Origin of the sequence: Vibrio japonicus (assembly GCF_024582835.1) — a bacterium.
In the GTDB taxonomy this organism is placed as follows: Bacteria; Pseudomonadota; Gammaproteobacteria; order Enterobacterales; family Vibrionaceae; genus Vibrio; species Vibrio japonicus.
Genome location: NZ_CP102096.1, coordinates 2457729 through 2482274, shown reverse-complemented (window position 1 = coordinate 2482274; position 24546 = coordinate 2457729). Strand labels below are relative to the sequence as shown.

Below are 24546 nucleotides of genomic sequence, written 5' to 3'. Positions count from 1 at the left end.
GAACGAGAATTAAAAAAACAGCTTTCCAGATTTAGGAATTGAATTTATTAACTACATCCATGTAGTTAACCCTTCGGGCCGCACTAAAGTGCGTTAAATTTTGTTCCAGACAAAATTTTGCTTGGCGACCATAGCGATTTGGACCCACCTGATTTCCATGCCGAACTCAGAAGTGAAACGAATTAGCGCCGATGGTAGTGTGGGGTTTCCCCATGTGAGAGTAGGACATCGCCAGGCTTACATTTCGTTTTTAGATTTTAGAAAAATCTAAAGGCAAAAACTTAGACTTAGAGTCTAACCAGTGCGGAGCGGTAGTTCAGTTGGTTAGAATACCGGCCTGTCACGCCGGGGGTCGCGGGTTCGAGTCCCGTCCGCTCCGCCACTTATTCAGAAGCCCTGCTAGCAATAGCAGGGCTTTCTTCATTTATGGCATTTTGAAGTCATAAGATCTATCTCCGGCTTTTCCATCATGCTTCTCCGAATTCAGACTATGCGTTTCCAATACCAATCGTATACCAATCTGGAAAATTAACTGGTCAGGTCTGCCCATTCTCTCGAACACATCTTGGTGACTCTGTTGGAGCATGCCAAAAAACGATTCCAAGCCCTACACACTTTGGAGACAATGTCTTCGTAATCCGCAAAAGACTGATTGGCGAGATAGTGTTGTCTCATCCAGCTCCATACTTGTTCTATAGGGTTTAGCTCTGGAGAATAGGGGGGAAGTTTGATGACACTGATGTTCTGAAAGCCATTAGCGATATCTTCTGTATGCCATCCTGCGCCATCCATAATGATGACGGCATGACGTCCTTTTTCAGTGACCGCCGATATTTGCTTTAAATGCTCAATCATGAGGTCTTTATTGACCCATGGGACAACGATAGCCTCACCAATACCTTTTTGAGGACAGACAGAACCAAATAGATACGCATATTCGAACTGTTGTTGCTTCACTGCTCTGGGACGTGTGCCTCTTTCAGCCCATAACCGTGTTGTTGTATTTTGTTGCCCAAATCGAGCTTCATCCTGAAACCAGATATCGACATGCTTTAAAGCGACATGACCTGGGATCTTAAGGATCGTTTCGTCTTGGAGTTTTTTTAAAATCTTCCTGTATCGCTTGGGATTGTTGTGGGTGTTTTGAACGGGAAGTGACCCATGAGAAACCCATATGCTCGAGTAGGTAATAGATAGAATCAGGATGATAATGCTGGCCAAATTCTTTCACAATATAGGCATGGATATCGGCGCCGGTCAGTCGCCCACCTTGAGTATCATGAGCTTTATCTTTGATGTATTGGCTCAATTGCTCCCTTTGTTCAGAAGTTAATAATGGTGGTCTTCCCGTTCTTGGCTTTTCCTTCAGCCCTTCTAATCCTTCTTCAAGAAAGATTTGAACCCATCGATTAACACTGGTTCGGCTCACCTTAAGAAACTTGGCGATTTGGGTACGAGAGTGTCCATCTTTGAAATGAGCAAGTGCGAGCAATCTCATTTTCATCTGGATGGATTTCTGCTGGCTTGCGAGCTTTTTAAAATCAATATTCTTGAGGCTATCCATAGCGAATACATTCTATTGTTGAATGGCCTTAAATTAGATCATATTTTTTCTTAGATTGGTATTAGCTCTGGAGAATAGGGGGGAAGTTTGATGACACTGATGTTCTGAAAGCCATTGGCGATATCTTCTGTATGCCATCCTGCGCCATCCATAATGATGACGGCATGACGTCCTTTTTCAGTGACCGCCGATATTTGCTTTAAATGCTCAATCATGAGGTCTTTATTGACCCATGGGACAACGATAGCCTCACCAATACCTTTTTGAGGACAGACAGAACCAAATAGATACGCATATTCGAACTGTTGTTGCTTCACTGCTCTGGGACGTGTGCCTCTTTCAGCCCATAACCGTGTTGTTGTATTTTGTTGCCCAAATCGAGCTTCATCCTGAAACCAGATATCGACATGCTTTAAAGCGACATGACCTGGGATCTTAAGGATCGTTTCGTCTTGGAGTTTTTTTAAAATCTTCCTGTATCGCTTGGGATTGTTGTGGGTGTTTTGAACGGGAAGTGACCCATGAGAAACCCATATGCTCGAGTAGGTAATAGATAGAATCAGGATGATAATGCTGGCCAAATTCTTTCACAATATAGGCATGGATATCGGCGCCGGTCAGTCGCCCACCTTGAGTATCATGAGCTTTATCTTTGATGTATTGGCTCAATTGCTCCCTTTGTTCAGAAGTTAATAATGGTGGTCTTCCCGTTCTTGGCTTTTCCTTCAGCCCTTCTAATCCTTCTTCAAGAAAGATTTGAACCCATCGATTAACACTGGTTCGGCTCACCTTAAGAAACTTGGCGATTTGGGTACGAGGGTGTCCATCTTTGAAATGAGCAAGTGCGAGCAATCTCATTTTCATCTGGATGGATTTCTGCTGGCTTGCGAGCTTTTTAAAATCAATATTCTTGAGGCTATCCATAACGAATACATTCTATTGTTGAATGGACTTAAATTAGATCATATTTTTTCTTAGATTAATGGAATGGACCCTCTCTACCTAATCGGCTTCAAATGAGCCATATTGATTGATGAAAAGGCAATCAATAACAGTAAGAGAGGGTCCTATGACAAGCGTAACAGTCGGTTTAGATACAGCCAAATCTATTTTCCATGTTGTTGAGAAAAATGGATCTGGGCTCATACTCAAAAAGGCCAAACTATCGAGAAACAAATTGGTGAACTACTTCGCCAATAAAGAAGCTTGCACGATTGCGATTGAAGCATGTGGGGCGTGTCATTATTGGTATCGAGTCTTTAGTCAACTAGGGCATACCGTAATGATTATTGCACCTCAATATGTTGCTAAGCATCGTATCGGCAATAAAAATGATTTCAATGATGCAGATGCTCTTGCCGATGTTGCACAGCGTGAAGATGTAAAAACTGTTCCTCCAAAGAGCATTGAACAACAAGATATTCAGCTCTTACACTGAGTGCGCGAAAGATACGTGAAACAAAGAACAGCGTTAGGAAATCAAATTCGTGGTTTATTGGCAGAATATGGCGTGGTAATCCCAAGAGGATTATCTTCACTGAGAAAAGCACTGCCTTTTGTCTTGGAAAATCCAGAGAATGAACTAAGTCCCCTTGTTCGAAAAATTCTAAGTGAGCTTAATAATGAACTAAGTCATTTGGATGGCAATGTAAAAGAAATCGATAAGCAGTTTATTCAGCAAGGTCAAGTGAATGAACAGTGCCAAAAGCTTCAGACAATGACAGGCGTCGGACCATTAATTTCAAGCATCCTCTGTGTGGTGCTTGGTGATGGAAAAAGCTTTAAAAACGGTCGCCACTTTGCCGCGTGGTGTGGCCTTGTACCGAAGCAGCATTCCACAGGTGATAGGGCTCGCTTGTTAGGCATAAGTAAGCGGGGAAATGCCTACCTACGAACCCAACTTATCAATGGTGCAAGAAGTGCTTTGAAGCATGCAAAGAGCAAAGATGACAGGCTGAGTATCTGGGCAGTAAATTTAGAAATGCGAGCAGGGTTTAACAAAGCTTGTGTAGCCCTGGCCAATAAGATGGCAAGAATTGCTTGGGCAATGGTCAGTAAGCAAGAAGTTTACAAAACCCAAGCAGCCTAATAACTATAAACCAGCAATAGAAAACTAGAGGTTCCTTTTCAACAAATTGCTAAAGAAACAATATGATGATTGAAGGCTCATAACCACCTAGCTCTAATCAGGTTATACCAAGGGCTCCTTGAAGCCGTGGCGATTGATATGAAAGCTAGGTTCGGATATCCATCAAGGCGGGTCAATTTGATACCCAAAGCCGAATATATGGGAGCAATTGAGTATCAGAAGTTGTCACATTGTCTCTTGCAATAAGAGAGGGTCCATATATAGTATAACTGGTCAGGCCTACCCATTCTCTCGAACACATCTTAGTGACTCTGTTGGAGCATGCCAAAAAACGATTCCAAGCCCTACACACTTTGGCGACAATGTCTTCGTAATCCGCAAAAGACTGATTGGCGAGGCAGTGTTGTCTCAGCCAGCTCCATATCTGTTCTATAGGGTTCAACTCTGGGGAATAGGGTGGGAATTTGATGACACTGACGTTATTAAATTCATTAGCAATGTCTTCCGTATGCCATCCTGCTCCATCCATAACAACGGCTGCGTGACGTCCCTTCTCTGTGACTGCCGATATTTGTTTTAAGTGCTCTATCATGATGTATTTATTAACCCAAGGGACAACGATAGCCTCACCAATTCCTTTGCTGGGACAGACTGAACCGAACAGATAGGCATACTCAAATTGTTGTTGCTTCACGGCTCTTGGGCGAGTGCCTTTTTCAGCCCATAAACGTGTGGTCGTGTTTTGTTGCCCAAATCTGGCTTCGTCCTGAAACCAGACATCGACACACTCTAAAGCTATATGTCCTGGGATCTTAAGGATCGTTTCGATTTTGAATTTTTTTAAAATCGTCTTGTGTTTGTTGAGATTGTTTGGGGTGTTTTGAACGGGAAGTGACCCATGAAAAGCCCATATGCTCGAGCAGGTAGTAGATAGAATCAGGATGATAGTAGTTGCCAAACTCTTTCACGATTATAGGTATGGATATCGGCGCCGGTCAGCCGTCTACCTTGCGTATCATGAGCTTTATCTCTGATGTATTGGCTCAATTGCACTCTTTGTTCAGAAGTTAATAATGGTGGTCTTCCCGTTCTTGGCTTTTCCTTCAGCCCTTCTAATCCTTCTTCAAGAAAGGTTTGAACCCATTTATTAACACTGGTTCGGCTCACCTTAAGAAACTTGGCGATTTGGGTACGAGAGTGTCCATCTTTGAAATGAGCAAGTGCGAGCAATCTCATTTTCATCTGGATGGATTTCTGCTGGCTCGCGAGCTTTTTAAAATCAATATTCTTGAGGCTATCCATAGCGAATACGTTCTATTGTTGAATGGCCTTAAATTAGATCATATTTTTTCTTAGATTGGTATCAGATCACTTGGACCATGATGATGACTGAATGTTTGCCAAATGGCGTCGCCGCAGATATCAATGCAAAATGCTTTTTCACCTCTTAATGGAATCGAAAGCACTTCTGTTTCGTTAGCATTAAAGTGTACCGTACCAAATAGATTCACATAACATTCGTGCACATGACTTTTAGTTGGGTAATAAAAAGCCCGATAGGAACTATCGGGCTATGGGAATCATGGTGAGGGGGACTTAATTCACTTGTTCTTGTAGCTGACTTTTCTCTTTCTTATCGAGTTCCATTTCTCTTTCGGCTTTTTTTGCTTTTTCAATCATCGGTGTAATTGTAGAGCCTTGTACCAGAATCGAAAAAACGACCACAGAGTAAGTCATAACAAGGATGATCTCTTTTACATCGATGAGCTTGTCTTGCACAACCCAAATCCCTGAGGGAATAGAAAGAGCCATAGCTAATGCTAGACCGCCACGTAAACCTCCCCACGTAAGAATTTTGACTGACCAGGGGTTGTATTGACGATATCTCCTAAAGCCAATGTAAGAGAAGAAAACGCTTAAGTAGCGTGAAGCTAGCACCAGTGGTACAGCAAATGCCATCAGAATCCAGTCTTCTTTGTGGAACTCAAATAGCAGCATCGACATACCAATCATTAGAAATAGTACGCCGTTTAGAAACTCGTCTACTAACTCCCAGAAATGATCTAAGTGGTCCTCACTTTCTTTTGAGAAACCAATAAATCGAGTCCAGTTACCTATCATGATACCTGAAACAACCATAGCTAAAGGACCAGAGACGTGGATGACTTCTGCAAATGCATAGCCAGCCGTTGGGACACCTATGGTGAGTAACAATTCCATCGAGTGGTCATCAGTGGCACTGATTAGGTAGTGAAACAGAAGCCCAAGAGCGAAACCGTAGACAATACCTCCAATGGCTTCTTGGATGAATAAAAGCGTAACGCTGCCTACGGTAGGTGTTTCGGTGCCAAATGCGATAGTGAATAAGGTGACGAATATTACTAAGCCGAAACCATCGTTAAATAGAGACTCCCCCTCAATTTGTGTGGAAATGCGCTTTGGTGCATTAAGTTTTTTCACGATTGCCAAGACGGCAATTGGATCCGTTGGGGAAATGAGGGCACCAAAGATGAGGCAGTACACGAGGTTAAAAGGAATGTTTAGTAGCTGACAGAAACCATAGAGAGCAAAGCCGATGAAAAAGGTGGAGAAGAGTGTCGCACCTAAGGCCAATATGGTTATCTCCCATTTTTGGTCTTTCAAATTAGGCAATTTGATACCGAGACCGCCAGCAAACAACAAGAAACCTAAGATACCTTTTAACAAAAAATCTTCGAAGTTAATGCTCGACATTGTCTTCGAAGCAATTTCTGTAAGATGGAACCAGTCGTTTTGGCCAGCAACAAGGATGAGTAACGATAACACCATCGAGCCTGCGGTAATAGCGATGGTAGTTTGCATCTTTCCTATCTTACTATTTATAAAAGCAATCATCATTGCCGCAGCAGATAGAAAACAGAGCGTGTAATAGACCGACATAAAAACTTCTGTATGTAACAAATTGTGAATAAATAATTTTGTTCCTAGCGTGCTTAAATAGCAAACACTTTTTTACGATGTGTGATCGCTCAATTAAGTTGTTTTAGACGTCTATACTTCTTTTTGTTCTGTGATAGGATGGAGCAATAGGTAAAGGAATGAGGTTGTACAGTGGGAAGTAACGTGAAACAACAAATTGAAGCCCAATTGAAGCAACGTATCTTATTGATTGATGGTGGTATGGGTACCATGATCCAAGGATACAAATTGGAAGAGCAAGATTACCGTGGCGATCGCTTTGCTGACTGGCACTGCGATTTAAAAGGTAACAACGACTTGTTGGTTCTGAGTCAGCCTCAGTTGATTAAGGAAATTCATTCGGAGTATCTTGAGGCGGGTGCAGATATTCTGGAAACGAATACGTTCAATGCGACAACTATTGCGATGGCTGACTATGAGATGGAAAGCCTTAGTGAAGAAATCAACTTCGCCGCAGCGAAACTGGCGCGTGAAGTCGCAGACGAATGGACAGTAAAAACACCACATAAACCTCGTTATGTTGCAGGTGTTTTGGGTCCAACAAACAGAACCTGTTCTATCTCTCCAGATGTAAACGATCCCGGCTATCGTAATGTTAGCTTTGATGAATTAGTTGAAGCGTACTCAGAGTCGACGCGAGCGTTGATCAAAGGTGGCTCTGATCTGATCCTGATTGAAACTATTTTCGATACCTTGAACGCGAAAGCGTGTGCGTTCGCGGTTGACACTGTGTTTGAAGAGCTCGGTATCAAACTTCCCGTGATGATCTCGGGTACTATCACCGATGCGTCGGGTCGTACGCTTTCTGGTCAAACGACAGAAGCGTTTTATAACTCATTGCGTCACGTTCAACCGCTTTCATTTGGCTTGAACTGTGCTTTAGGCCCGGATGAGTTGCGTCCATACGTTGAAGAACTTTCTCGTATCTCTGAATCTTACGTCTCAACACACCCGAACGCAGGTTTACCAAATGCGTTTGGTGAGTACGATTTGTCTCCAGAAGACATGGCTGTACACGTTAAAGAGTGGGCTGAAAGTGGATTCTTAAACCTCATTGGCGGCTGTTGTGGTACGACTCCTGAGCATATCCGCCAAATGGCGAACGCGGTTGAAGGGGTGACGCCTCGTCAATTACCAGAGCTCAATGTTGCTTGTCGCTTATCCGGTTTAGAGCCTCTGACCATTGAAAAGGAAACGCTGTTTATTAACGTTGGTGAGCGAACTAACGTAACTGGTTCTGCACGCTTTAAACGTCTTATCAAAGAAGAACAGTACGACGAAGCATTAGAAGTTGCTCGTCAGCAAGTTGAAAACGGTGCCCAAATAATCGATATCAACATGGATGAAGGCATGTTGGATGCGCAGGCGTGTATGGTGCGTTTCTTAAATCTGTGTGCTTCTGAGCCAGAGATTTCTCGTGTGCCTATCATGGTCGATTCTTCAAAATGGGAAGTTATCGAAGCTGGCTTGAAGTGTATTCAGGGTAAAGGAATCGTTAACTCAATCTCGCTGAAAGAAGGCAAAGAGAAGTTCATTGAACAGGCTAAGCTGATTCGTCGCTACGGCGCAGCAGTGATCGTGATGGCGTTTGACGAAGTCGGTCAGGCAGAAACACGTGCGCGTAAGCTAGAAATCTGTACCAAAGCTTATCGCATTCTTGTCGACGAAGTTGGCTTTCCGCCAGAAGATATTATTTTCGACCCGAATATCTTTGCCGTCGCGACTGGTATTGAAGAACACAACAACTACGCGGTGGACTTTATTGAGGCAGTGGCGGATATCAAACGCGACCTTCCACACGCGATGATCTCTGGCGGTGTTTCTAACGTTTCGTTCTCTTTCCGTGGCAATAACTACGTGCGAGAAGCGATTCACGCAGTGTTCCTCTATCACTGTTTTAAAAACGGTATGGATATGGGCATCGTGAATGCTGGCCAGTTGGAAATCTACGACAACGTGCCTGAGAAGCTGCGTGAAGCGGTAGAAGACGTGGTACTTAACCGTCGTGATGATGGTACAGAGCGTCTACTGGATATCGCGGCAGAGTATGCTGGTAAAGGTGTTGGTAAAGAAGAAGATGCCTCTGCGTTGGAATGGCGCACCTGGCCAGTCGAAAAACGTCTGGAGCACGCTTTGGTGAAAGGTATCACCGAGTTTATTGTCGAAGATACCGAAGAAGCGCGAGTGAATGCCTCAAAGCCGCTAGAGGTGATCGAAGGTCCACTGATGGACGGCATGAACGTCGTGGGTGACTTGTTTGGTGAAGGTAAGATGTTCCTACCACAGGTCGTCAAATCTGCACGTGTTATGAAACAGGCCGTTGCTCACTTGGAGCCGTACATCAATGCGGAGAAGCAGGCTGGTAGAGCTAACGGTAAAATTCTTCTCGCGACGGTGAAAGGTGATGTTCACGACATCGGAAAGAATATCGTTGGTGTTGTTTTGCAGTGCAATAACTACGAGATCATCGATCTTGGCGTAATGGTGCCTTGCGAAAAAATTCTAAAAGTAGCGAAAGAAGAGAACGTCGATATTATCGGATTATCGGGTTTGATCACTCCGTCTCTGGATGAAATGGTTCACGTTGCGAAAGAGATGGAGCGTCTTGACTTTGATTTGCCACTTCTCATTGGTGGTGCAACCACGTCTAAAGCGCATACCGCAGTTAAGATTGAGCAAAACTACAAACATCCCGTTGTTTACGTGAATAACGCGTCACGCGCGGTGGGCGTATGTACTTCATTACTCTCTGATGAGCTACGCCCTGCATTTGTCGAAAAGCTTGAAGAAGACTACGTTCGTGTACGTGATCAACATAACCGTAAGAAGCCGCGTACTAAGCCAGTCACTCTTGAAGAAGCTCGTGCTAATAAAGTCGCGATTGATTGGGATGCTTACACACCACCTGTTCCGGTAAAACCGGGTGTGCATGTGTTCGATGATTTCGCTATCTCTACCTTGCGCGAGTACATCGACTGGACACCATTCTTTATGACTTGGTCGTTAGTTGGTAAGTATCCAAAGATCTTTGAACATGAGGAAGTGGGAGAAGAAGCACAGCGCTTATTTAAAGATGCGAACGAGCTACTGGACCGTGTTGAACGTGAAGGACTGATGAAGGCGCGCGGAATGTGTGCGCTGTTCCCTGCATCGAGCGTGGGCGATGATATAGAAGTGTATACCGATGAGTCGCGTACTGAAGTGGCAAAAGTGCTATGTAACTTACGTCAGCAAACAGAGAAGCCAAAAGGCTTCAACTACTGCTTGTCTGATTACATCGCACCAAAAGAATCGGGCAAAAAAGACTGGATTGGAGCATTTGCTGTCACAGGCGGTATTAACGAGCGTGAACTGGCAGATGAGTACAAGGCGCAAGGCGATGACTACAATGCGATCATGATTCAGGCCGTTGCTGACCGTCTTGCTGAAGCATTTGCGGAATATCTCCACGAGCGTGTGCGTAAAGAAATCTGGGGTTACGCTTCGGATGAAAACTTGTCGAACGAAGAGCTGATTCGTGAAAAGTATCAAGGTATTCGTCCAGCCCCCGGCTATCCTGCGTGTCCAGAGCATACAGAAAAAGGCCCGCTATGGGATCTTATGAAGGTTGAAGAAACCATTGGCATGTCTTTGACGTCGAGTTACGCAATGTTCCCTGGTGCGTCGGTATCAGGCTGGTATTTCTCGCATCCGGATTCACGTTACTTTGCGATCGCCCAGATCCAACAAGATCAAGTAGAGAACTACGCTGAACGTAAAGGTTGGAATATGCTTGAAGCTGAGAAGTGGCTAGGCCCGAACATCAACGGTTAGTATAGAAAACAAAAAGCGCAGCTAAAATACTGCGCTTTTTATATGAGCCATGGCTAAATCATAATTGTGGCGAGACCTAAAAATACCGATAAGCCAATGACATCAGTAACGGTAGTTAACGCCATACCTCCTGCCAACGCAGGATCGATGTTCATCTTTTTAAGCAATATTGGGATGGTCACACCTGCGATTCCTGCGACGAGCAAATTGGTCAGCATCGCCGCTGATATAATGCCACCTAGCATCCAATTTCCTTTCCATGCGACAACAATTCCACCAATGATCAGTGCCCACATTATTCCGTTCAGAAGACCAATCGCGGCTTCTTTCATCAGTAGCTCTCGTTTGTTTGCATCACCGATGTGACCGAGTGCTAACCCACGGATGACAAGTGCCACGGTTTGGTTGCCTGCGACTCCACCCATTGAAGGAACAATGGTCATTAGTACAGCTATCGCCGCCATTTGATCCAATGTTGCTTCAAACATGTTGGAAACTGATGCTGCAGCAAGTGCTGCCAGTACATTCGCACCTAACCAAATAGTACGTTTCCTGGCTGATTTGACCACTGGCGCGAAGGTATCTTCATCGTCATCCATACCCGCCATGCTCATCATTGAGTGTTCAGCATCTTCACGGATAATATCGACGACATCATCGATGGTGATACGTCCGACAAGGTGTTTATTCTCATCAATTACAGGAGCGGAAATCCAGTTGCGTCGCTCGAATAGGCTGGCCACGTCGGAATCACTCATGGTGACTTCAATCGCTTCGTCAGCGTCTTCCATCACTTCAGCGACTTTGACGTCTGGCTGGGTTGTGATTAATACGGTGATTGAAAGCTCACCGATCAGCTGGTTTTCTTCATCAATGACGTACAAAGCATCGGTAGCTTCGGGTAGTTCACCCAACATGCGTAGGTAGCGAAGAACAACATCCACATCAACGTCACCACGGATTGTGATGACATCAGTATTCATGATACTACCAGCGGTATCTTCAGGATACGCAAGGGCGGTCTCCACACGAAGACGATCTGCGCTGTCCATCTGAGAGAGAACTTCTCGAGATACATCGTCAGGCAAGCTACGCAAGACGTAAGCCACGTCATCTGTATCCATGCCTTCGGTTGCTTCTGCAAGCATCTCAGGAGGCATTTTAGAGACTAAAGCGTCTTTAACGTCTTCATTTAGTTCGTCTAGGATCTCACCATAATCTTCAGGATCGGTAAGTTGCCAAAGAACGTCACGGCTTTTACGAGGGGAGGCTTCTAATAGATGGGCAATATCTTCTGGCTCCATATCCTGTAATTGACGACGGACATGGACGAAACGACCATTTTCTAGAGCTTCGGTGATTTCTTGGAGGGCTTGGTGAGCTTGGTCAAATTCAATTTGCTCTGCCATTGGTTCCCCCTGACTCTAAGTATTTACAATACTTTGCATAGTAACTTAAATTTTGGATGAATTTAATAAGTTAATATGAACGTCAGGTATTTAATTGGGTAGAAGGGGTTAATCATCCTCTTCAAACTTGTCTTCAATCAGGTGACAAACGGCTTCAAGGGCGGGGTTTGCATCACAACCTTCTGCACTAATAGTGACGTACTCGCCCTGTGCGGATTCGAGCATTAGCAAGCCCATAACACTGTCAGCGGTCGCTTCTTTTCCTTCACCATTTTGAATCGTTAACACGGCATCAAAGGATTGTGCTAACTCGACAAGCTTTACGGCAGCACGAGCATGTAGCCCTAAGCGATTTTGAATGAGGACTGTTTTACTCTGTTGCGGCATAGCTTATTCCTTATGATGCTGTTCCAAAGATGTGTGACGTATTTGAACTTGGTGTCCCATTTCTAAAAAGTGTTCGCCGATCTGTTGCGTAAGATAAACAGAGCGATGTTTGCCGCCAGTACATCCAATGGCAACCGTCAAGTAACTGCGGTTGTTCTTCTCCAGTTGTGGTAACCAGTTTTCTATAAACTGCGCAATCTGTTTTTTAAGTTCTAGTACATCTTGATGACTTTCTAGGAACGCTTTAATTGGGCCATCTAACCCTGTTAGTGGGCGTAATGCTGGCTCCCAATGCGGGTTTGGTAGAAAGCGTACATCAAAGACGAAATCAGCATCATTTGGTAAACCGTATTTAAAGCCAAAGGATTGAAAAACCATGACAAGCTTTTTGTCTCCACGACCTTCCACACGCATCCGAACGGTTTCGCTTAAGTCATGAAGGGATTGGTTACTACTATCAAGAACTAAGTCTGCGTGCTCTTTTAGAGGCTCTAGAAGTTTTCTTTCTTTCTCTATCGCTTGCTCTAAAGAGATTTTGCTTTCTCCCAATGACAATGGGTGAATGCGGCGGGTTTCACTGTATCTTTTTAGTAAGGTCTCTTTTGAGGCACCTAAAAAGAAAACACTCACGTCTGAGGCTTGCTTTAATTTGCTTAAAATATCAGTAACTAAATCTGGCTCCTTCGGTAGGTTTCGTATATCGATACTTACCGCAACATTTTGTTTGCTGGATTCTACAGATTTGATGAAGACTTCTAGGAGATCGACAGGAAGGTTATCGACACAGTAATAGCCTAAATCCTCTAATACTCTTAGAGCAACGCTTTTACCGGCTCCGGATTGGCCACTGATTACAATCAGACGCATTACTGATTAACCATGATGTCATATAGCTCTTGGTCCGACTGAGCGTTGCGCAGTTGCTTCAAAATCTGCTTATCGTTGAGTCGTGCAGCCATACTAGAGAGGGTTTTAAGGTGTTCTTTACACTGCTCATCAGGCACAAGAAGAGCAAAAAGAAGATCGACCGGGCGATTATCAATAGAGTCAAACTCCACTGGTGATTCGCACTGCAGTAAAACGGCAATGGCTTTGCTACTGGATTGCATACGAGCATGGGGAATGGCTATCCCATTTCCAATGCCAGTACTGCCCATTTTTTCTCGGCTTAGCATGCATTCAAACAATTCTGTTGAACTGAGTCCGGTGTGTTGTGCTACAAGCTCGCTAATCATTTCGAGCGCACGTTTTTTACTAGTGCATTGGACTGCACTTTTTGTACAGTCCAATGAGAGGATTTCACTTAATTGCATGGTTTTAATGGGTGTTTAGTTTTGCTTTATGCTTATTCAGTTGGCGAACAAGTTTATCGACGAGGGAGTCGATAGCTGCATACATGCTTTCATCATCTGCTGAAGCATGAATTTCACCTTGGTTTACGTGAAGGGTAGCTTCTGCGATTTGACGAAGTTTTTCAACTTTTAAAACAACATGAACATTGTTTATGTGGTCAAAAAAGCGTTCCAGCTTTTGAAACTTTTCGTTTACATAGTCTTGCATTGAATCGGTGAGATCAACGTGTTGGCCATTAATATTGATTTGCATAGACTTTCCTTCTCGGTTTAATGCCTTATAGCAGGCGTTTACGCTGACTTGAGGAGGCAATGCCTAGTGATTCACGATATTTTGCTATTGTCCGTCTAGCAACCTGAATCCCTTGGTCAGCGAGTAAAGCTGCAATCTTGCTGTCACTGAGTGGCTTGGCGCTGTTTTCAGCAGCAACGAGCTTTTTAATCAGTGCTCGGATTGCAGTGGATGAACATTCTCCACCATTATCTGTACTTACATGACTGGAGAAAAAGTATTTGAGTTCAAAAATACCACGAGGCGTGTGCATATATTTCTGTGTTGTCACTCTCGAGATGGTGGATTCGTGCATATCGACATCTAAAGCGACATCGTTAAGCACCATCGGCTTCATAGCCTCCTCTCCATATTCGAAGAAATCTCTCTGATGTTCAACAATACACCTTGCAACTTTGAGAAGCGTCTCGTTTCTACTTTCTAAACTCTTAATCAGCCACTTTGCTTCTTGCAAATTGCTACGAATGTACTGACTGTCAGCACTGTTTCCTTTACCAAGTGCCGCATATTGCTGATTGACTTTGAGTTTTGGAACTGAATCTGGGTTGATAGTCACGACCCACTTACCATGGTCTTTATAAACTGATACATCAGGAATGACGTATTCGGCATGCTCAGTCGCAATACGACTACCCGGACGTGGGTCAAGCTGTTGAATTAATTGAAGCACTTCACGCAGTTCGGACTCTTTGAGCTTTGTCTCTTTAATGATTAGCTTGTAATCACGGTTACCTAGTTGGTCTATATGGTTAGTAAGTACTGACTTGGCTTCATTTAGCCATGGAGTATCTTCGGGAAAGGCCGCAAGCTGTAGAAGTAGACAGTCTTGCAGGTTAATAGACGCTACGCCCAAAGGATCAAATTGTTGGATGCGTTTTCTGACTGCTTCAACTTCTTCGATTTCTAGCTCATCTAAATCAAAGCTTTCCAGAATCTCCTGTGGAGACATAGTGAGATAACCGTAGTCATCAACGGCGTCAATGATGGCTAATGCTAGGGTTCGGTCAGTTTCACTAAATGGTGTTAGGTCGAGCTGCCATGCAAGATAATCATGTAGACTTTGCGTTGTTTCACCTTGATAAACAGGAGCATCATCGTCAAGCGCAAGGCCTGTGTTGCCTGTATTTGCGCTGTAAACGTCGTCCCAAGTCGTATCAATCTCAAGTTCAGAGCTAATTTCAGATTTTTCAATTAGGTCTGAGCTGTCTTTAATCTCGGGCTCACTTGCCTCGATGGACGTTTCTTTTTCCTCATTACTAGGTTTATCTTCATTCGGAGAAATGTCTTCACCAGTTTCTTCCACTTCTAGCAGTGGGTTTGAGTCCAAGGCTTCTTGAATTTCTTGTTGAAGATCGAGCGTTGACAACTGCAACAAGCGAATGGCTTGCTGTAGTTGAGGTGTCATCGCTAATTGCTGTCCTAGCTTGAGTTGTAATGAGGGTTTCATTCAGTATTATTTGCCTTAAATGCTTATAGAATCTTACCGTTCTTCACTTTAATCATAGTCGGAATTGCTCTCCGAGATAAACTTGTTTTACTTGCTCGTTATTGAGAACCTCATCAGGTGTGCCTTCTGCAATTAAGTGGCCTTGGCTCACAATGTAAGCTTTTTCACAGACGTCGAGCGTTTCTCGAACATTGTGGTCTGTTATCAAAACGCCTAATCCTCTGTCTCGAAGATGCTCAATAATCTTCTTAATGTCGATAACTGAGATTGGGTCAACACCAGCAAATGGTTCATCTAACAGAATGAATTTAGGGTTCGCTGCCAGAGCGCGAGCAATCTCTACTCTTCGACGTTCACCACCTGATAGTGCCATACCTGCACTTTGGCGAATGTGCTGGATGTGGAATTCTTCAAGTAAATCTTCCAATTTGTCTTGACGCTCTTCTCGCGTCATCTCTTTTCGTGTTTCGAGAACGGCCATGATGTTGTTCTCGACAGACAGTTTGCGGAAGATAGACGCTTCTTGAGGTAGATAACCAATGCCCATTCTAGAGCGGCTGTGCATTGGTAAAATACTAATGTCTTCGTCATCAATGTAGATCGCGCCTTCATCACGGGCGACCAGTCCTACGATCATATAGAAAGAGGTGGTTTTTCCCGCACCATTAGGCCCCAATAAACCTACGATTTGGCCTGACTTAACTTGGAGGCTAACATCGGTGACTACTTTTCTATTTTTGTAGCTTTTCGCTAAATGTTCTGCTTTAAGTAATGACATAGTTATTGTTGAGCTGCCTGAGGTTGAAGGACAGTTGTCACACGATCACCTTTTGATTGACTATCCGCCATCAATTTCTGCTGAGAGATCTTATAGCGAATTTGTGCGCCACGAATGGTATTGTCGTCCTGCGCGAGCATTGCGTTTTTCTTCATCGTTAGCTGGTCGTCTGCGAGACTATATCTCATCTCTTTAGCTTCACCGTACAACGTTTTTCCGTCGTCTGTGAGCTGAGAAAACGTAGCAAGATTTCCGTAAGCATCAATACGTTGTATCGAGCCGTTATTTGGATTACGGGTAACGATAACTTTAGCTGCGTTAATATTGATGCTGCCTTGTTTCAACTTTACATCACCTTCGAAGGTAACTTTGTTGCTTTTCATATCCAGTTGTTGACTATCAGAGTCAATATAGACCGGTTGATCCTGATCTGTAGATAGTGCAAATGCTTGGCTTGATAGAAGTAAGCAGGCCATAAGACTAAGGTGTGAAAGTTTCATATCTACCTTGTACGCTTTTATATAGGGTCGCATTGTGATCAGCAAAATTGCCTCTCATCGCTTGCCCGATGGTGTTAAATTTCGGACCTTTGAGGATAACTTGGTTATCTGTCCAAAAATCTCGATTATCTAAGCGGATTTTCATGCTGTCAGTCGACAACGTATCAAACCCGGATTCCGGCAGCAGGTTTTTTACCAGTACGTCATTTGTCAGAGTGAGGACATGCTCTTTATCAAGCACACCTGTCTTTGCTGCGATTTCCCACTCCTGAGTAGTACCGTCTTTGTAGACCGTAAGTACTGGATTTTTAAACACGGTATCGCCACTTTTGGCAAAATGATCCATGTTTTGTGAAGTAATCACATAGCTCCGAACCCCTTCTTCATTATAGGAGGTGTTGTTCAGAGCTTTACCACTAAACATGGGCAGTTCAATGTCAGGGCTAACCTGTACTATTTCTGGTTTCTGCTGCTTAAAAAGGTAGTAAACAGACCAGCATAGAATGAATCCTAGTAGTAGGTAGCCTAAACGGGACAAACTCATATACTCAGTCCTTTATGGACATCCAGTTCATCACGCGCTTGCAAAATCAAATCACACACTTCTCTGACCGCGCCATGGCCGCCTTTAATGCTAGTGACATAATTGGCTCTTTTCGCTAATAGCGGGTGGCCATCTGCGACACACACTTTCAAAGCTACTTTTTCCATAACAGGCCAGTCAATTAAGTCATCGCCAATATATCCAGTTTCTTCTGGTGCAATGTTGAGCTTTTCACAGATGTCGAAGTAAGCTTTTACTTTATCGTCTTGGCCTTGGTAAATCAGAGAAATACCTAAAGCTTTCATTCGGTTCTCAACAATTTTTGATTGTCGGCCTGTGATAATCGCTATCTCAACGCCTGCGTTCATCAGCGATTTTACGCCATAACCATCCCGAGTATGAAAGGTTTTAAGCTCTTCGCCATCGTTACCCATGTAAATACGTCCGTCGGAGAAAACGCCATCTACATCGCATATCAGAAGCTTAATATCTTTGGCAATTTTTAAAATGTTTTGTTCCACTGGCTTATATAAAGTGTCCACCATTATAGACATTACATTACTCCTGCTTTAAGCAAATCGTGCATATTTAATGCGCCTACTACTTTCCCTTCTTCACATAGAATTAGTCCATTAATGCTCTTGTTTTGCATTAGGTTTAAGCCTTCCGCCGCTAGCATGTTTGGTGTTGCTGTCGTTGGGTTGTGTGTCATTACGTCACCGATCAGTGCGGTATGAATGTCGACACGTTTATCAAGAATCCGACGTAAATCGCCGTCTGTGAAGATGCCGACAATCTGCTGGTGGCCATCGACAACGGCGGTCATTCCCAAACCTTTTTGGCTGATTTCAAGCAAAGCATCACGAACCACTGTATTTGGGGTGACAAGAGGAAGCGCACTTCCTGTATGCATGATATCTGACAGCTTTAGTAATAATTTACGGCCTAACGCGCCACCAGGATGAGACATGGCAAAGTCTTCCGCTGTAAAACCACGAGCTTGTAGCAAGGAAACGGCTAATGCATCTCCCATTACTAGCGTTGCCGTTGTGCTAGACGTTGGCGCTAAGCCAAGTGGACAGGCTTCCTGAGGTACGGTAATTTGCAGGTGAATGTCTGACCATTTCGCCATGTTTGATTCGGGTTTGCCAGTCATACTGATGATGCTAATGTCTAAACGTTTTAGCACCGGAAACAAGCTTAAAATCTCAGAGGACTCTCCAGAATTAGAGATGGCTAGAACAATGTCGCCACGTTCTATCATGCCTAAATCACCGTGTGCCGCTTCTCCTGGGTGAACAAAAAATGCGGAAGTACCAGTGCTCGCTAGTGATGCTGCGATTTTGTTTCCGATATGTCCAGATTTGCCCATACCCATCACGACAACCTTGCCATTTTTGTTCGCAAGGATCAGCTCGCACGCTTTTACAAAGCTGTCATTAAAATATTGGTCAAGCTGTTCTAACGCTTGTATTTCGGTCTTTAGTACGTCGAGAGCAGCGGAACGATAATCAAACATGTCAAACTCCAACCGGCAATAATTATGCTGTCATGTTAAGGACTAGGTAGCTTTGGTAAGCGATAAAAATACAAAACAATACCGCGCCTTCAGCACGATTGATACTACGTGATTTGCCTAGTGCCATCGCGACAAGGAGCAAGGATACGCCGAGCATAACCCAAAAATCACGACCCATCGCGTATTCACTCAGGATTGAAGGATTCAGAATACCTGGAATGCCCATAACGGCTAAGATATTGAAGACATTCGAGCCTATAATATTGCCCACCGCCATGTCATCTTCACCTTTCATGACGCCGGCTAACGATGCCGCAAGCTCTGGTAAGCTAGTACCAACAGCAATAATGGTCAGCCCTATGACAAGATCGCTCATGCCAAAATATTGAGCGATGATCACCGCGTTATCTACGAGCACATTTGCTGATAAAGGAAGAACAACTAGGCCAATCACGACCCAAATAGCGGCTTTGGCATTGCTGACACCTTCTGGAACCTCTGACTCTTGTTCTTCTAAAAGCGCGTCATTTGAGCCACTTTCTTTCTCTTTCTTGCTAATACGTAGCATCGCGACGATAAAAGCACCAAAAAGGGCAAACAGTAGTACACCTTCGTAAAAGCCCAGGTGGTTATTCCACAGGAGAATACCTGCTAAAACAGTCACACCTATCATGAGTGGCAGTTCGCGACGCAGTATTGTAGAGCTGATCGAAAGCGGTTTAATAAGCGCAGTGATACCAAGAATAAGAGCGATGTTGGCGATGTTTGAGCCCAACACATTGCCTACCGCGGTATCTGTTTTTCCGTCTAAAGCGGCGGTAGCGGAAACCATCATTTCAGGAGCAGATGATCCCATTGCAAGAATCGTCATACCGATGACTAGTGGCGAAATGCCGACGTTTCGGGCCAATGCTGCAGCGCCGAAAACAAGCTTGTCTGCACTCCATACTAAAAATACTAATCCGATAACGAGAAACGCAACGGCTTCAAACATGATGCTTCCTAATTAATTAACTACAAGAGAATTTAACCGTTAATTTTGACGTGTTGGTTTATAAAAGGGAAGCAGTTAGTGCAATTAATTAGTGTGGATTCGCTTCAAATCACTCGGTCATCTCATTGCAGAATGAATTACGCTTACAAGGATTGACAGAGAATTAATTGAACAGTGCTTTAAATTGAATAGGAATGTGCTTATGATTGCCCATTCATAACGAACTGATAAGAGTTAGAGATGACATCAGAAGACTTAGTAACGGTCAAACAGTTAACGTTTTCTCGTGGGGAGCGTAAGATATTTGATGGTATCAGCCTGCATGTACCTAAAGGTAAAGTGACGGCCATTATGGGGCCTTCTGGAATAGGGAAAACAACATTACTAAGATTGATTGGTGGTCAAATTGCTCCTGAAGAAGGGGAGATCTGGTTTGATGGGAACAATATCCCCACTTTAAATCGAAAGCAGCTTTACGCGGAGCGTAAAAAAATGAGTATGCTTTTTCAATCTGGTGCACTGTTTACTGATCTTAATGTCTTCGATAACGTGGCATTCCCACTAAGAGAACACACCAAACTGAATGAAGAACTTATTCGTACTTTAGTGTTATTAAAGCTAGAGGCGGTGGGTCTTCGTGGTGCGGCGGATCTCATGCCAAGTGAACTATCCGGTGGTATGGCGCGAAGAGCTGCCTTAGCGAGAGCAATAGCACTGGATCCTGAACTTATTATGTTTGACGAACCGTTTGTTGGACAAGACCCTATTACAATGGGTGTGCTGGTGGAATTGATACGTAACCTTAATCAAGCTCTTGATGTCACCTCTATTGTTGTTTCACATGATGTACCCGAAGTGATGAGTATTGCTGATTGGGTATATATTTTGTCTGACGGGAAAGTGATTGCCAGAGGGACACCTAACGCAATCCGAGATAACCCAGATCCCCAGGTTCAACAATTTCTCAAAGGTAAAGCGGATGGCCCTGTTCCATTTCGTTACCCCGCAGAGCCGATAGCAAAGGAGCTATTTCAATGATTTCGGATATAGCAAATTTCGTTGCGGGGACGGGTCGTAAAGCGATGTCTATAGTACAAGCTTATGGCCGCGCGAGTTTAATGCTGTTTGGTGCAATCGTTACGCGACCAAAGCCTATTCAAAACTTTCCTCTGCTCATTAAGCAACTCTACAGTGTTGGCGTGCAGTCTCTCATCATCATTGTGCTTTCTGGCCTATTTATTGGCATGGTTTTGAGCTTACAAGGCTATGTCATTCTTGTGGACTTTGGCGCGGAAGGCGCGTTGGGGCAGATGGTCGCTCTTTCGCTGCTGCGTGAACTTGGCCCCGTTGTAACGGCTTTATTATTTGCTGGCCGAGCTGGTTCTGCACTGACAGCCGAAATTGGTTTAATGAAAGCGACTGAGCAATTATCAAGTTTGGAAATGATGGCGGTCGATCCGTTAAAACGTGTGATTGCTCCTCGATTCTGGGCTGGCGTTATATCAATGCCTCTCTTGGCTATGATCTTTATGGCTGTTGGAATTTGGGGCGGCCAGTTGGTTGGTGTTGACTGGAAAGGGATAGACCACGGCAGCTTTTGGTCTGCGATGCAGGCTTCAGTTGAATTAGGACAAGATATTGGTAATAGCATGGTTAAGAGCTTGGTGTTTGCTATTACTGTTACTTGGATTGCTCTATTTAATGGCTACGATGCGACACCGACTTCGGCTGGTATCAGCCAAGCGACAACTCGTACCGTTGTACACTCTTCACTCGCAGTACTTGGTTTAGACTTCGTACTAACTGCATTGATGTTTGGGAATTAAGCATGCAACAAACTCGAAAAATAGAACTATGGGTAGGTAGCTTTGTACTTGCTGGAATTTGCGCAATTCTGGTAATGATCTTTCAAGTTGCTGACGTAAAGGGCTTTGGTTCAGACGATACTTACACTCTAAACGCGGAGTTCGACAATATTGGCAGCCTTAAGGTGCGATCACCGGTCAAAGTGGGTGGTGTCGTTATCGGCCGAGTTACTCAGATTGGCCTGAACTCTGAGTCGCTGTTGCCAGTTGTGAGTATGGCAATAAATAGCCAATATAATCAGTTTTCAGAGACATCTAGCGTGAAAATTCTGACATCTGGCTTGATTGGTGAACAGTATATTGGGCTAACACCGGGCTTCGTGTTTGATGATGAACAAATGTTGGTGGACGGAGATTTTATTGAAGACACCAAATCTGCAATGATCTTAGAAGACTTAATTGGCCAAGTGCTTTATAGCGTTGGCGGTAACTCAGAAAACGAATAGGCGAGAAATCATGTTAAAGAAGTTAGTACTTACTTTTATTTCGATCGTTCTTGCATTTCAGGTTAGTGCTGCACAAGTAGATAAAACACAGCCATATGAAATGATGAAGCAGGTATCTGATCGTACATTTAATCGATTGAAGGCAGAGCAACCAAAAATTCAGCAAAACCCTGACCACTTGAAGACGATTGTTGAAGAAGAACTCATGCCATACGTAAACGATAAGTACGCAGCACTTAAGTTGCTTGGTACGCATCTAAAAGGCGCGGATCGTAAGGATGTAAATGTATTTATTGGCTCATTTAGAGAGTACTTAATCGCTTCATATGCACAAGTACTGACGCAATATACTGACCAAGATATTGTTTTTGGACCAGAGCCTGCTTTAGACCCGTCTAAGACTATCACGGGTGTAAAAGTGGAAATTGTTGATGCGCCTCGCCCAAATATTAAGTTGGAATTCAAACTTCGCAAAGACAAGCGCTCAGGTGAGTGGCAAGCGTTTGATATGATTGCAGAAGGCGTGAGCTTAATCTCCAGCAAACAATCAGAATGGAGCGGTAAGCTTCGTCAAGAAGGCATTCTAGCGGTTGCCCAAGACCTAAAAGAGTTGGCAGCGAAACCGATTCGATTTGAGAGTAAAGAGTAATGAGTCACTCTCAATGGCAAAAAATCCAGGACGATAGCTATCAAATCTTAGGTGAATTGAATCGAGACTCAGTGCCAACATTATGGCAAGAGCTACAGCAATGGCAACCTGGGTGTTCCAATGTGGAAGTGAGTCTGGCAAAAGTAAAACGTGTCGATTCGGCAGGTATGGTGATGTTAATTCACTTAATAGAGCATGCAAAAAAGCAAAACTGTCATATAATGCTCAGCTTCGTGCCAAAACAACTGAAAATGTTATTTCAGCTAAGTAATGTTGAAGAGTATCTTGGCGGGAATTTAAAGAATTAAATAGGGGTGAATTGTGGACTGCGCAAAAGTACAACAGATTTTAGAACAAGAACTAAACCTAGAAGAGCTACACGTTAAAGGCGAGGGTAGTCACTACGAGGTGATCGCTGTTGATGCTTGCTTCGATGGAATGAGCCGCGTTAAGAAGCAACAAATGATTTATGCTCCATTGATGGAATACATCAAAAGAAATGACATTCATGCGGTATCTATCAAAGCTTTTACTCCAGAAGAGTGGGCTCGTGATAAGAAGTTGATGTCACTGTAAGGTTTAATAATGGAAAAGTTTCGAGTAACTGGTTCAAATGAACCATTAGTTGGTGAAGTCACCATTTCTGGTGCTAAAAACGCAGCACTACCAATTTTATTTGCGTCTATCTTGGCGGAAGAGCCAGTAGAAGTGGCTAATGTGCCACATCTTCGTGACATCGATACTACGATGGAGCTTCTTAAGCGTCTTGGTGCAAAAGTAGAGCGTAATGGTTCTGTACACGTAGACGCAGGTGGCATCAATGAGTATTGCGCGCCATATGACTTGGTGAAAACCATGCGTGCGTCTATTTGGGCATTAGGTCCTTTGGTTGCGCGTTTTGGCCAAGGTCAGGTATCGCTACCGGGTGGCTGTGCGATTGGTGCCCGTCCGGTTGATTTGCATATCCACGGTCTAGAACTGTTGGGCGCAACGATTACTCTTGAAGATGGTTACGTGAAAGCTCACGTTGATGGCCGACTTAAGGGTGCGCACATTGTGATGGATAAGGTAAGTGTTGGTGCAACCATTACCGTTATGTGTGCTGCGACGTTGGCAGAAGGCAAAACAGTGCTTGATAACGCTGCTCGCGAGCCTGAAATTGTCGATACGGCAAACTTCCTAAACAAGCTTGGTGCTAAGATTTCTGGCGCAGGTACAGATACAATCACAATCGAAGGTGTTGAGCGTCTAGGTGGCGGTAAGCACTCTGTGGTTGCGGACCGTATTGAGACAGGAACCTTCCTAGTCGCGGCAGCAGTATCTGGTGGTAAGGTTGTGTGTCGTAATACCAACGCTCATCTATTAGAAGCTGCATTGGCTAAACTGGAAGAAGCGGGTGCTAAAATCGAGACAGGTGAAGACTGGATCTCGTTGGATATGACGGATCGCGAACTTAAAGCTGTGTCTATTCGCACTGCACCACACCCAGGCTTTCCAACAGATATGCAGGCTCAGTTTACTCTGCTTAACATGATGGCTAAAGGTGGCGGTGTTATCACGGAAACTATCTTTGAAAATCGTTTTATGCATGTACCAGAATTAATGCGTATGGGTGCAAAAGCGGAGATTGAGGGCAATACCGTGATCTGTGGCGATGCTGACCATTTAAGTGGCGCTCAAGTCATGGCCACTGACCTTCGTGCTTCTGCAAGCCTAGTGATCGCTGGCTGTATTGCGCAAGGTGAAACGATTGTGGACCGTATTTATCATATCGATCGTGGTTACGACAAAATTGAAGATAAGCTGGCCGCTTTGGGCGCGAAGATTGAACGCTTCCGCGATTAATTTAGATCTCAGCTAACATTTGTAAGCCGAAACGTCAGTTTCGGCTTTTTTATGAGCATGAGATCAGTTAGAGTCATGACAAATATTTTTTGATT

General features: G+C 44.0%; 27 protein-coding genes, 1 tRNA gene, 1 rRNA gene and 2 pseudogenes. 11 read left to right on the top strand and 20 right to left on the bottom strand.

Features of this window, described 5'->3' with window-relative positions:
- The first annotated feature begins 120 nt into the window (after nucleotides 1-120).
- Both rrf and NP165_RS11725 read left to right on the top strand, forming a co-directional pair.
- A 5S ribosomal RNA gene (rrf, locus tag NP165_RS11730) occupies nucleotides 121-237 on the top strand.
- A gap of 68 nt (nucleotides 238-305) precedes the next feature.
- Nucleotides 306-382: transfer RNA gene (locus NP165_RS11725), tRNA-Asp, on the top strand.
- Nucleotides 383-528: 146 nt separating this feature from the next.
- Here the strand turns inward: NP165_RS11725 and NP165_RS11720 are convergent.
- The 4 genes from NP165_RS11720 to NP165_RS11705 are packed head-to-tail and all read right to left on the bottom strand — an operon-like array spanning nucleotide 529 to nucleotide 2488.
- Complete coding sequence (locus NP165_RS11720) at nucleotides 529-1176, bottom strand: IS630 family transposase (protein ID WP_257085587.1); 648 nt, start codon at nucleotides 1174-1176, stop codon at nucleotides 529-531.
- A complete protein-coding gene (locus NP165_RS11715; protein WP_257083891.1) occupies nucleotides 1076-1564 on the bottom strand; it encodes an IS630 family transposase in 489 nt (162 codons plus the stop codon). Before NP165_RS11715 ends, NP165_RS11720 begins: the two co-directional genes overlap by 101 nt.
- Nucleotides 1565-1614: 50 nt before the next feature.
- Nucleotides 1615-2100, bottom strand: coding sequence for an IS630 family transposase (locus NP165_RS11710; RefSeq protein ID WP_257085592.1), 486 nt, complete (start codon nucleotides 2098-2100; stop codon nucleotides 1615-1617).
- On the bottom strand, nucleotides 2000-2488 hold the full coding sequence (locus NP165_RS11705; protein ID WP_257084124.1) for an IS630 family transposase: 489 nt from the start codon (nucleotides 2486-2488) through the stop codon (nucleotides 2000-2002). Before NP165_RS11705 ends, NP165_RS11710 begins: the two co-directional genes overlap by 101 nt.
- A gap of 145 nt (nucleotides 2489-2633) precedes the next feature.
- Between NP165_RS11705 and NP165_RS11700 the strand changes: the two are divergent.
- A pseudogene (locus NP165_RS11700) lies at nucleotides 2634-3653 on the top strand (IS110 family RNA-guided transposase).
- Between the two features lie 172 nt (nucleotides 3654-3825).
- Here the strand turns inward: NP165_RS11700 and NP165_RS11695 are convergent.
- The 4 genes and pseudogenes from NP165_RS11695 to NP165_RS11680 form a co-directional block, all read right to left on the bottom strand.
- Nucleotides 3826-4521: pseudogene (locus NP165_RS11695) on the bottom strand (IS630 family transposase); the annotation flags it as partial.
- Nucleotides 4522-4589: 68 nt separating this feature from the next.
- Nucleotides 4590-4955, bottom strand: coding sequence for a helix-turn-helix domain-containing protein (locus tag NP165_RS11690; RefSeq protein WP_257084123.1), 366 nt, complete (start codon nucleotides 4953-4955; stop codon nucleotides 4590-4592).
- A 50-nt stretch (nucleotides 4956-5005) separates the two neighbouring features.
- The gene (locus NP165_RS11685) at nucleotides 5006-5164 is read right to left on the bottom strand and encodes a hypothetical protein (RefSeq protein WP_257084122.1); all 159 of its coding nucleotides are present in this window, start codon (nucleotides 5162-5164) and stop codon (nucleotides 5006-5008) included.
- 85 nt (nucleotides 5165-5249) lie between these two features.
- The gene (locus NP165_RS11680; protein WP_257084121.1) at nucleotides 5250-6572 is read right to left on the bottom strand and encodes a cation:proton antiporter; all 1323 of its coding nucleotides are present in this window, start codon (nucleotides 6570-6572) and stop codon (nucleotides 5250-5252) included.
- Nucleotides 6573-6743: 171 nt separating this feature from the next.
- Between NP165_RS11680 and metH the strand changes: the two genes are divergently transcribed.
- Complete coding sequence (gene metH, locus NP165_RS11675) at nucleotides 6744-10424, top strand: methionine synthase (protein ID WP_257084120.1); 3681 nt, start codon at nucleotides 6744-6746, stop codon at nucleotides 10422-10424.
- Between the two features lie 53 nt (nucleotides 10425-10477).
- Here metH and mgtE read toward each other — a convergent pair whose 3' ends face one another.
- The 12 genes from mgtE to NP165_RS11615 form a co-directional block, all read right to left on the bottom strand.
- A complete protein-coding gene (gene mgtE, locus NP165_RS11670) occupies nucleotides 10478-11833 on the bottom strand; it encodes a magnesium transporter (protein WP_257084119.1) in 1356 nt (451 codons plus the stop codon).
- A gap of 108 nt (nucleotides 11834-11941) precedes the next feature.
- Entirely contained in the window at nucleotides 11942-12220 is a 279-nt protein-coding gene (locus NP165_RS11665) for an HPr family phosphocarrier protein (protein WP_257084118.1), read from the bottom strand.
- A gap of 3 nt (nucleotides 12221-12223) precedes the next feature.
- Nucleotides 12224-13087 (bottom strand): RNase adapter RapZ, encoded by an 864-nt coding sequence (gene rapZ, locus NP165_RS11660; RefSeq protein WP_257084117.1) that lies wholly within the window; start codon nucleotides 13085-13087, stop codon nucleotides 12224-12226.
- On the bottom strand, nucleotides 13087-13533 hold the full coding sequence (gene ptsN / locus NP165_RS11655; protein ID WP_257084116.1) for a PTS IIA-like nitrogen regulatory protein PtsN: 447 nt from the start codon (nucleotides 13531-13533) through the stop codon (nucleotides 13087-13089). The genes rapZ and ptsN overlap by 1 nt, the downstream gene beginning before the upstream one ends.
- A 4-nt stretch (nucleotides 13534-13537) precedes the next feature.
- The gene (gene hpf, locus NP165_RS11650) at nucleotides 13538-13825 is read right to left on the bottom strand and encodes a ribosome hibernation promoting factor (protein WP_257084115.1); all 288 of its coding nucleotides are present in this window, start codon (nucleotides 13823-13825) and stop codon (nucleotides 13538-13540) included.
- 25 nt (nucleotides 13826-13850) lie between these two features.
- Nucleotides 13851-15311 (bottom strand): RNA polymerase factor sigma-54, encoded by a 1461-nt coding sequence (locus tag NP165_RS11645; protein ID WP_257084114.1) that lies wholly within the window; start codon nucleotides 15309-15311, stop codon nucleotides 13851-13853.
- A 52-nt stretch (nucleotides 15312-15363) separates the two neighbouring features.
- Nucleotides 15364-16089, bottom strand: a complete 726-nt coding sequence (lptB, locus tag NP165_RS11640; RefSeq protein WP_257084113.1) for an LPS export ABC transporter ATP-binding protein — start codon at nucleotides 16087-16089, stop codon at nucleotides 15364-15366.
- A 2-nt stretch (nucleotides 16090-16091) separates the two neighbouring features.
- Nucleotides 16092-16589 (bottom strand): lipopolysaccharide transport periplasmic protein LptA, encoded by a 498-nt coding sequence (gene lptA / locus NP165_RS11635; protein ID WP_257084112.1) that lies wholly within the window; start codon nucleotides 16587-16589, stop codon nucleotides 16092-16094.
- Complete coding sequence (gene lptC, locus NP165_RS11630) at nucleotides 16570-17133, bottom strand: LPS export ABC transporter periplasmic protein LptC (protein WP_257084111.1); 564 nt, start codon at nucleotides 17131-17133, stop codon at nucleotides 16570-16572. The genes lptA and lptC overlap by 20 nt, the downstream gene beginning before the upstream one ends.
- Nucleotides 17130-17687 carry a 3-deoxy-manno-octulosonate-8-phosphatase KdsC gene (gene kdsC / locus NP165_RS11625; RefSeq protein ID WP_257084110.1) on the bottom strand — a complete coding sequence of 186 codons (558 nt, stop codon included), beginning with the start codon at nucleotides 17685-17687 and terminating at the stop codon, nucleotides 17130-17132. Before kdsC ends, lptC begins: the two co-directional genes overlap by 4 nt.
- Entirely contained in the window at nucleotides 17687-18652 is a 966-nt protein-coding gene (locus NP165_RS11620) for a KpsF/GutQ family sugar-phosphate isomerase (RefSeq protein WP_257084109.1), read from the bottom strand. The genes kdsC and NP165_RS11620 overlap by 1 nt, the downstream gene beginning before the upstream one ends.
- Nucleotides 18653-18674: 22 nt before the next feature.
- The gene (locus tag NP165_RS11615) at nucleotides 18675-19646 is read right to left on the bottom strand and encodes a calcium/sodium antiporter (protein ID WP_257084108.1); all 972 of its coding nucleotides are present in this window, start codon (nucleotides 19644-19646) and stop codon (nucleotides 18675-18677) included.
- Between the two features lie 240 nt (nucleotides 19647-19886).
- On the opposite strand from NP165_RS11615, the gene mlaF reads away from it, so the two are divergent.
- The 7 genes from mlaF to murA are packed head-to-tail and all read left to right on the top strand — an operon-like array spanning nucleotide 19887 to nucleotide 24451.
- Nucleotides 19887-20684, top strand: a complete 798-nt coding sequence (gene mlaF / locus NP165_RS11610) for a phospholipid ABC transporter ATP-binding protein MlaF (protein ID WP_257084107.1) — start codon at nucleotides 19887-19889, stop codon at nucleotides 20682-20684.
- The gene (mlaE, locus tag NP165_RS11605) at nucleotides 20681-21472 is read left to right on the top strand and encodes a lipid asymmetry maintenance ABC transporter permease subunit MlaE (protein WP_257084106.1); all 792 of its coding nucleotides are present in this window, start codon (nucleotides 20681-20683) and stop codon (nucleotides 21470-21472) included. Before mlaF ends, mlaE begins: the two co-directional genes overlap by 4 nt.
- 2 nt (nucleotides 21473-21474) lie before the next feature.
- Nucleotides 21475-21957, top strand: coding sequence for an outer membrane lipid asymmetry maintenance protein MlaD (gene mlaD / locus NP165_RS11600; RefSeq protein ID WP_257084105.1), 483 nt, complete (start codon nucleotides 21475-21477; stop codon nucleotides 21955-21957).
- 10 nt (nucleotides 21958-21967) lie between these two features.
- Complete coding sequence (gene mlaC / locus NP165_RS11595; RefSeq protein ID WP_257084104.1) at nucleotides 21968-22606, top strand: phospholipid-binding protein MlaC; 639 nt, start codon at nucleotides 21968-21970, stop codon at nucleotides 22604-22606.
- Complete coding sequence (locus NP165_RS11590; protein WP_257084103.1) at nucleotides 22606-22914, top strand: STAS domain-containing protein; 309 nt, start codon at nucleotides 22606-22608, stop codon at nucleotides 22912-22914. The genes mlaC and NP165_RS11590 overlap by 1 nt, the downstream gene beginning before the upstream one ends.
- Before the next feature lie 13 nt (nucleotides 22915-22927).
- Nucleotides 22928-23182: a BolA family iron metabolism protein IbaG gene (gene ibaG, locus NP165_RS11585; protein ID WP_257084102.1), complete on the top strand. Its 255-nt coding sequence runs from the start codon at nucleotides 22928-22930 to the stop codon at nucleotides 23180-23182.
- Nucleotides 23183-23191: 9 nt separating this feature from the next.
- Nucleotides 23192-24451 (top strand): UDP-N-acetylglucosamine 1-carboxyvinyltransferase, encoded by a 1260-nt coding sequence (gene murA, locus NP165_RS11580; RefSeq protein ID WP_257084101.1) that lies wholly within the window; start codon nucleotides 23192-23194, stop codon nucleotides 24449-24451.
- The last annotated feature ends 95 nt before the right edge of the window (nucleotides 24452-24546 follow it).